At 63.0% G+C, this 7,427-nt stretch carries 8 protein-coding genes; 3 read left to right on the forward strand and 5 right to left on the reverse strand.

From position 1 onward, the window contains the following. Positions 1-19 precede the first annotated feature (19 nt). Positions 20-1,828, forward strand: coding sequence for an aminopeptidase P family protein (locus tag CAG41_RS23760; protein ID WP_085629885.1), 1,809 nt, complete (start codon positions 20-22; stop codon positions 1,826-1,828). On the opposite strand, the gene CAG41_RS23765 is transcribed toward CAG41_RS23760, so the two are convergent. After that, complete coding sequence (locus CAG41_RS23765) at positions 1,821-2,729, reverse strand: LysR family transcriptional regulator (protein ID WP_085629887.1); 909 nt, start codon at positions 2,727-2,729, stop codon at positions 1,821-1,823. The genes CAG41_RS23760 and CAG41_RS23765 overlap by 8 nt on opposite strands. Before the next feature lie 118 nt (positions 2,730-2,847). Between CAG41_RS23765 and CAG41_RS23770 the strand changes: the two genes are divergently transcribed. Further along, on the forward strand, positions 2,848-3,843 hold the full coding sequence (locus CAG41_RS23770) for a zinc-dependent alcohol dehydrogenase family protein (RefSeq protein ID WP_085629889.1): 996 nt from the start codon (positions 2,848-2,850) through the stop codon (positions 3,841-3,843). Here the strand turns inward: CAG41_RS23770 and CAG41_RS23775 are convergent. After that, positions 3,840-4,430: a 2-hydroxychromene-2-carboxylate isomerase gene (locus CAG41_RS23775; protein ID WP_085577899.1), complete on the reverse strand. Its 591-nt coding sequence runs from the start codon at positions 4,428-4,430 to the stop codon at positions 3,840-3,842. The genes CAG41_RS23770 and CAG41_RS23775 overlap by 4 nt on opposite strands. A 32-nt stretch (positions 4,431-4,462) precedes the next feature. Then, positions 4,463-5,191 carry an SDR family oxidoreductase gene (locus CAG41_RS23780; protein ID WP_085707538.1) on the reverse strand — a complete coding sequence of 243 codons (729 nt, stop codon included), beginning with the start codon at positions 5,189-5,191 and terminating at the stop codon, positions 4,463-4,465. 90 nt (positions 5,192-5,281) lie between these two features. Here CAG41_RS23780 and CAG41_RS23785 point away from each other — a divergent pair, with 90 nt between their 5' ends. Continuing rightward, positions 5,282-5,851 carry a TetR/AcrR family transcriptional regulator gene (locus CAG41_RS23785; protein WP_085577897.1) on the forward strand — a complete coding sequence of 190 codons (570 nt, stop codon included), beginning with the start codon at positions 5,282-5,284 and terminating at the stop codon, positions 5,849-5,851. Between the two features lie 8 nt (positions 5,852-5,859). Here the strand turns inward: CAG41_RS23785 and CAG41_RS23790 are convergent, their stop codons facing one another. Both CAG41_RS23790 and rhtA read right to left on the reverse strand, forming a co-directional pair. Continuing rightward, positions 5,860-6,141, reverse strand: a complete 282-nt coding sequence (locus CAG41_RS23790; protein ID WP_085577896.1) for a hypothetical protein — start codon at positions 6,139-6,141, stop codon at positions 5,860-5,862. A gap of 168 nt (positions 6,142-6,309) precedes the next feature. After that, positions 6,310-7,197 carry a threonine/homoserine exporter RhtA gene (rhtA, locus tag CAG41_RS23795; protein ID WP_085629891.1) on the reverse strand — a complete coding sequence of 296 codons (888 nt, stop codon included), beginning with the start codon at positions 7,195-7,197 and terminating at the stop codon, positions 6,310-6,312. Positions 7,198-7,427: the final 230 nt, after the last annotated feature.

Here is a 7,427-nt window from a genome sequence, read left to right on the forward strand (position 1 = left end):
GTGGTTAGCAGGAGACATGATGAGTACCCAGACTTTGACCGACGGATCGGTTCCCCAGCGCCTGGCGCACACCCGTGAACTGATGCGCCGCGAAGGCATCCATGCGTTGCTGGTGCCGTCGGCCGACCCGCACTTGTCAGAGTACCTGCCGGGCTACTGGCAGGGCCGGCAATGGCTGTCGGGGTTCCACGGTTCGGTCGGTACGCTGATCGTCACCACGGACTTCGCCGGCGTCTGGGCCGACAGCCGTTATTGGGAACAGGCGACCCAAGAGCTCAACGGCAGCGGCATCGAACTGGTCAAGCTGCAGCCGGGCCAGCCGGGACCGTTGGACTGGCTGGCCGAGCAGACGCCGGAAGGCGGCGTGGTGGCGGTCGATGGCGCGGTGATGGCGGTGGCGTCGGCACGGACCCTGGGCAGCAAGCTCGAGGCCCGCGGCGCCCGTCTGCGCACCGACATCGACCTGCTGGATGAAGTCTGGAGCGACCGTCCGCAACTGCCCGACGCACCGGTCTATCAGCACCTGTCGCCGCAGGCCACCGTCAGCCGTGGCGAGAAGCTCGCCCGACTGCGCGAAACCCTCAAGGAGCGCGGGGCCGATTGGCATTTCATCGCCACCCTCGACGACATCGCCTGGCTGTTCAACCTGCGCGGCGGCGATGTGTCGTTCAACCCGGTGTTCATCTCCTTTGCCTTGATCAGCCAGCAGCAGGCAACGCTGTTCGTGGCCCTGGGCAAGGTCGACGCCAACCTGCGCGCCGTGCTGGAACAGGACGGCGTGACCCTGCGCGATTACAGCGAAGTCGCCGATGCCTTGCGCGCGGTGCCGGACGGGGCGAGCCTGCTGGTGGATCCGGCGCGGGTCACCAGCGGTCTGCTGGGCAATCTCGACGGCGGTGTGACACTGGTCGAAGGCCTCAATCCGACCACGCTGGCCAAATCGCAGAAGAGCCAGGCCGATGCCGAACACATCCGCCGGGCCATGGAGCAGGACGGCGCGGCGCTGTGCGAATTCTTCGCCTGGCTGGAATCCGCCTGGGGCCGCGAGCGCATCACCGAGCTGACCATCGACGAGAAACTGACCGCCGCCCGTGCGCGTCGTCCGGACTACGTGTCGCTGAGCTTCAACACCATCGCGGCGTTCAACGCCAACGGTGCCATGCCGCACTACCACGCCACCGAGCAAGCGCATGCGGTGATCGAGGGCGACGGCCTGCTGCTGATCGACTCCGGCGGCCAGTACCTGGGCGGCACCACCGACATCACCCGGATGGTGCCGGTCGGTACGCCGAACGCCGAGCAGAAGCGCGATTGCACCCGGGTGCTCAAAGGCGTGATCGCGTTGTCGCGGGCTCACTTCCCCAAAGGCATCCAGTCGCCGCTGCTCGACGCCATCGCCCGGGCGCCGATCTGGGCCGACAACGTGGAGTACGGTCATGGCACCGGCCATGGCGTCGGTTACTTCCTCAACGTCCATGAAGGCCCGCAGGTGATCGCCTACCAGGCGGCGCCGGCACCGCAGACCGCCATGCAACCGGGGATGATCACCTCCATCGAACCGGGCACCTACCGTCCGGGACGCTGGGGCGTGCGCATCGAGAACCTGGCGATGAACGTCGAAGCAGGCAGCAGCGAGTTCGGCGAATTCCTCAAGTTCGAAACCCTGACCCTGTGCCCGATCGACACCCGCTGCCTGGAGCCGTCCTTGCTGACCGAGGACGAAAAACAGTGGTTCAACGCCTACCACGCCCAAGTGCGCAAGCGCCTGAGCCCGCTGCTCGACGGCGCGGCGCTGGCCTGGCTGAACGCCCGCACTGCGGCTATCTGATCGGCGTCAACTCGGGCGCTGTCGCCAGCGCCTGAGCCATGAAGTCGACGAATGCGTGGATCCTGGCGGACTGGCGACGGTTCGCCGGGAACACCGCGTGCATCGGCAGCGGTTGTGTGCGGTAGTCCTGCAACAGGGCGACCACCCGGCCCGCCTTCAAGTCTTCGCTGAACAGCCAGACCGGCGACAGCGCAATCCCCAACCCACCCAGCACCATTTCACGGATGGCCTCTGAGTTGTTGCTCTGGGCGTTTCCCTGGATGCGCACCTCGTGGCGCTGTCCGTCCCTTTCGTAAGTCCACAGGTTCTGGCTGCTGAGCAGGTTGAATTGCAGGCAGTTGTGCCGGCGCAGATCGGCGGGCGCAAGCGGTACGGGATGTCGCTCCAGATAAGCCGGCGCGGCGACCGTGATGCGGTGGGTAAGGCCGATGGGGCGGGCGATCATGCCGCTGTCGCTCAATGCGCCGATTCTGAGGCTGACGTCCAGGCCTTCGCTGACCAGATCCTGGTTCTGGTCACTGAGTTGCAGATCGATCTGCACCTGCGGGTAGTGTTCCAGAAACGCCGCCAGACGCGGCGCGATCTGCAAGCGGCCGAAGCTGACGGACGAGCCGATCCGCAAGGGGCCCGCAACGGTTTCCCGGCCGGACTGAAAGCTGTGCTCGGCAGCATCCACCGCCGCCAGGATGGTTCGGCATTCGTTGTAGTAGCGCTGGCCTTCATCGGTCAGCGACAGCTTGCGCGTGCTGCGGGCGATCAGCTTGCCGCCGAGCTGGCGCTCGAGCGCACGCAGGACTTTGCTGATGGTCGGCTGTGTGGTCTGCAGCTCACGGGCCACGGCGGAAAAACTGCCGCGTTCGATGACCCGCACGAAAATCGACATCGCGTGGAGTTTGTCCATGGGAGGCAGCGCTCATTCATGCTGTTTTGGCATGGTTACTATAACGATACGGCGTCTTATCGGCATGGATTGGTTGCGAGAGGATGATTCCACTCTCTTTCAGACAGGAAATGCCGAAATGACTGACTCAATGCACATGCGCGCGCTGATGGTTGAAACCCCAAACGGTTCGCTACGCTTGGTTTCGCTGCAACGTCCCACGCCACGTCCGGGAGAAGTGCTGGTGCGGATCAAGGCCAGCGGCGTGAATCCGTTGGACCTGAAAGTCCGTGCGGGCCAAGCCGCCCATGCCCGGCAGGCGCTGCCGGCGGTGTTGGGCATCGACCTTGCCGGTGTGGTCGAGGCGGTAGGCGAAGGCGTTCTCGGCTGGGTGCCGGGTGACGAGGTGTATGCGATGGCCACGGGGATTGGTGGCGCCCAGGGCTCGTTGGCCGACTATGCAGCAGTGGACGCGCGACTGCTGGCACGCAAGCCCTCGAACCTGTCCATGCGTGAGGCGGCCGGTTTGCCGTTGGTGGTCATTACGGCGTGGGAGGGGCTGGTGGATCGCGCTCATGTGCGCGCCGGGCAAAAAGTGCTGATCCATGGGGGAGCAGGCGGGGTCGGGCATGTGGCCATTCAGCTGGCGCGGGCCTTCGGGGCGGATGTGTTCGCCACAGGTTCTGCCGGGCAGCGGTCAATCATCGAAGGGTTCGGCGCGACATTCATCGACCGACAAACCCCGGTGGAAAGTTATGTGAACGAACACACGGCGGGGGAGGGCTTTGACATCGTCTATGACACGGTGGGCGGCGAAGCGCTGGACGCCGCCTTCAAGGCCGCGCGGGTGTATCACGGGCATGTGCTGAGTTGCCTGGGATGGGGGCAGCACAGCCTGGCGCCGCTTTCGTTCCGGGGCGCAACCTATTCCGGCGTATTCACCCTGCTGCCGCTGTTGACCGGCCACGGACGTGAACATCACGGGGACATCCTGCGGCAGGTTGCGCAAATGATCGAAGCGGGGCGTCTGCGGCCGATGGTCGACCCTCGTCGGTTCACCCTGGAAACCGCCGAAGACGCCCACGGGGTGCTCGCATCGAAAGCGGCCCGTGGACGCTTGGTGATCGAACTCTAACGCAAGGCCTCTGTGACAAAGTCCAGCCGGTCCTGACCGAAGAACAGCTGGTTGCCGATGAACATGCTCGGGGCACCGAACACACCTCGCTTGACGGCGGTTTCAGTGTTGTCCTTGAGGGCAGCCTTCACGGCTTCGTCGTTGGTCAGTGCCAGCACATCCTCCGGGTTGAAACCGTGCTCGGTCAGCACGGCCGCCACCGTTGCGGGTTCGTCGAGGCAACGGCCCTCGACCCAGAGGGCGTTGAACAGGCAATCGACGAACGCTTGGAACCGCTCCGGATGGCGCAATTGCATGCCGGTGACGGCGCGCATCAGGATCAACGTGTTGATCGGGAAGTGAGGGTTGAACTTCAGCGCAACGCCGTAACGTCGGGCATAACGGTCCAGATCCTCGAACATGTAGCGTCCCTTGGCCGGAATCGTGGCCGGGGAGGCGTTGCCGGTGGCCTTGAATACGCCGCCCAGCAGCATCGGGATGTAAACCAGTTGGCTGCCGGTTTCGGCGCAGATCTTCGGCAACTGCGTGTAGGCCAGATAAGTGGCGGGGCTGCCGAGGTCGAAGTAGAACTCCACGGTTTTGCTCATGGGTGCGGCACTCCTGATTGTTGTTATGGACGTTACCAGCGTTCGCTCCAGGGGCGCAGATCCAGCTCGAATGTCCAGGCGTCCCGGGGCTGGCTGTGCAGATACCAGTAATTTTCGGCAATGTGCTCGGGGTCGAGGATCCCGTCCTGTTCCTTGGTTGCGTATTTCTCGGGGAAGTTGTCGCGGATGAAGTCGGTGTCGATGGCGCCGTCCACCACGACGTGGGCGACATGGATGTTCAAGGGGCCCAGTTCTCGGGCCATGCTTTGCGCCAAGGCCCGGATGCCGTGCTTGGCGCCCGCGAACGCGGCAAAGCCGGCGGCGCCGCGCAGGCCGGCGGTGGCGCCGGTGAACAGTATGGTGCCCCGGCGGCGGGTGACCATGCGTTTGGCCACCTCCCGGGCATTGAGGAAACCCGAGAAACAGGCCATTTCCCAGATCTTGAAATACTTGCGTGCGGTTTCGTCGAGGATGCTGCACGGCACATTGGCGCCGATGTTGAAGACAAACGCTTCAATCGGGCCCAGACGGGTCTCGATGTCCTCGACCAATGCGATCACGTCTTCTTCCTTGCGCGCATCGCAGGCAAAGCCATGGGCTTGGCCGCCTTCGGCGTGGATGGCTTCCACCAAAGGTTGCAGCTTGTCGGCGCTGCGGCGGGTGACGCAGGCCACGAACCCTTCCTTGGCGAAGCGCCTGGCAATCGCGCCGCCGGTGGCATCGCCTGCGCCGACGACCAATACGACATTCTTGTTGTTCATGGGTATCCCCTTTATTAAACGATCGTTAAGTGAACGAACGTTATGCTAGGATCCTGGCAGCGTCAAGGCAGTCAATCGCGGAGTACGAAAATGCGTTATTCAGCCGGTCACAAGCTCGAAACCAAGGAAAAGCTGCTGCACAGCAGTGCGTTGTCGGCGAAAAGGTCTGGCTTTTCCACGGTGGGCGTCGACGGTCTGATGAAGGCGATCGGACTGAGCGGCGCGGCGTTCTACAGCCATTTCTCATCCAAGGACGCGCTGTTCGCGGCCATTGTCGAGCGTGAGCTCGGGCAAAGTCTCGAGCGGTTGGGCGGGCAGGGTACGCAGGATCGCAAGCGGCTTGAGCGTTGCCTGAAGCAGTATCTGAGCATGGCTCATGTCGAACAGCCTGAGTCCGGCTGTGCGATACCGGCATTGGGCGCGGAGATCGCGCGTTCCGAGAGCGGGGTGCGTGAGCAGGCCGAGCTGTGGATCGGCAGGCTTCAGCAGAGTTGGGCGCAGACGTTGGGAAGCGAGAGCCTGGCCTGGGCGATTCTGTCGCAATGCGTGGGCGCATTGGTGGTTGCGCGGATGCTGGCCAGCACGGACATGCAGAAGAAAGTGCTGGGCGCCAGTCATGAGGAAATCAGTCGGCGGATCGCAGCTCAATTCGCGGAGTAGGTGCCCGCTTACTTGCAGATGACGATCATGCTGCGGCTGGTATAGCCGGCGGGATTGAGGCCGAAGGGATAGTCACCGGGCTCTTCCACGGCATCCCCTGATTTTGCGATCACCTTGTAGCCTTTGGGAGCGCAGGCGTTGGCGGCGCTGGCGTAGCACTTGTCCCAGGAGGACGAGAGTCCGGAACAGTTTATGTGCAGGCCTTTCTTGCCATGCTTGACCTGGGTTTTCGTGGTGGCTGCACAACCCGCGATTGCGAGTACGGCGATCAGTATCAAAATCTGTTTCATTAACGTCCTTAATCGCGGCGCCGAGTCTGGTGCTCGATTCTGCCTGCATTCGCTCACGTTTGAAGCGTTGTGCCGTCCCTGTCTGAAAAATCCATGCCTGGCATTGGGTTACGCGCTTTAACATGGCCTAAATGCGCGCCAAATGCCAGACCTTCGTCAAATCCTGTCTCAATCTGCCGCAACGGCAGGCTTGGCTGTGCTGCCCATGGTCATGGTCGCACCGACGGAGGCCAGGATAATGCACAGAATCGCCATCCATTGTGACAACGACAGGTACTCCTGCAGGAAGAGCAGGCCGGACAACGCGCCGAACGCGGGCTCGATGCTCATCAGGGTGCCGAACGTACGGGCAGGCATGCGGGTGAGGGCAACCATCTCCAGGGTGTAGGGAAGGGCTGTGGACAGGATGGCCACGCCGATCGCCACCGGAATCAGAGAGGGGGTCAGCAGTGCTGTCCCGGCGTGGATGATTCCGATGGGGGCGACGAACAGTGCGGCGATCATGACGCCCAGCGCGGCGGTCGTCACGCCGTTGTCGGCACCGGCCTTCTGGCCGAAGAGGATGTACAGCGCCCAGCAGACGCCGGCGCCCAGGGCGTACCCGGCACCGATCAGATCGATGCCGGCCGTTGTCGCCCCGGTCGGGATCAGCAGCAGAAGTCCGGCGGCGGCCAGTGCGATCCAGAGAAAGTCGATGGCCCGGCGGGAAGCATAGATGGCGACGGCCAGCGGGCCGGTGAACTCCAAGGCGACGGCGATGCCGAGCGGTACGGTGCGTAGCGACATATAGAAGAGGAAATTCATGCCCCCCAATGCCATGCCGTAAACAATGACGGTGCGTAGGGATTGGGCCGTCAGCTTCACTCGCCAGGGACGCAGCAGCAGAACCATGATGACGCTGGCGAAAATCAGGCGCAGGGTGGTGGTGCCCTGAGCGCCGACCACGGGGAACATGCTTTTGGCGAGAGAGGCGCCGGACTGGATCGAAGCCATGGCTATGAGCAGCAGGCCGACCGGAAAGAGAATCGAGGCAAGGCTGCGGGAGTGGTCGTTCATCGCTGGGCAGTGTCCGAGTTGAAGATAGGCTTGGGTTGCGCAATATAGTGCGCATTCGCCGTGTGGGCGTCTATATGCAGCGCGGCCTTTTTAAGAATGTTGATAGAAAAGAGAAATTAACGGTTGACGGTAGATTTCAGTTCTCTATAATTCGCCCCACTTCCGGCGCAGTCGAAACGGAAAACTCCTTGAGATTCAACGAGTTACGAAGTTTTCGGCAGCGGGTCGCT

Source organism: Pseudomonas sp. B35(2017) (genome assembly GCF_002113645.1).
Taxonomy (GTDB): Bacteria; Pseudomonadota; Gammaproteobacteria; order Pseudomonadales; family Pseudomonadaceae; genus Aquipseudomonas; species Aquipseudomonas ekonensis.